Here is a 241-nt window from a genome sequence, read left to right on the forward strand (position 1 = left end):
GATCTCGCTCAGCGGACGGTCCACGATCCGGTCGCCGGTGGTGGACAGGATGACGATCTCGAACATCTCTTCGGGAAGATCATGCGCTGCCATCAACCGGGCGCGTGTTTCTGCGGCTTGCGCCAGGGCCAGGGGACTGCCGCGCGTGCCGATCCGGAAAGGTTTCGTTTGCATCCGTATTCGTCCGTTGTTAACCGGAAGCCTTGGTAACCGGCTTTATTCAGCCCCGCAATCAACGATC

The 241-nt window shown here is 60.2% G+C and carries 1 pseudogene; it reads right to left on the reverse strand.

Going from position 1 to position 241, the window contains the following annotated elements:
- Positions 1 to 174: pseudogene (locus R0J92_RS26040) on the reverse strand (hydroxymethylbilane synthase); the annotation flags it as partial.
- Between the last annotated feature and the right edge of the window lie 67 nt (positions 175 to 241).

This window comes from Tritonibacter sp. SIMBA_163 (assembly GCF_046535935.1).
In the GTDB taxonomy this organism is placed as follows: domain Bacteria; phylum Pseudomonadota; class Alphaproteobacteria; order Rhodobacterales; family Rhodobacteraceae; genus Epibacterium; species Epibacterium scottomollicae.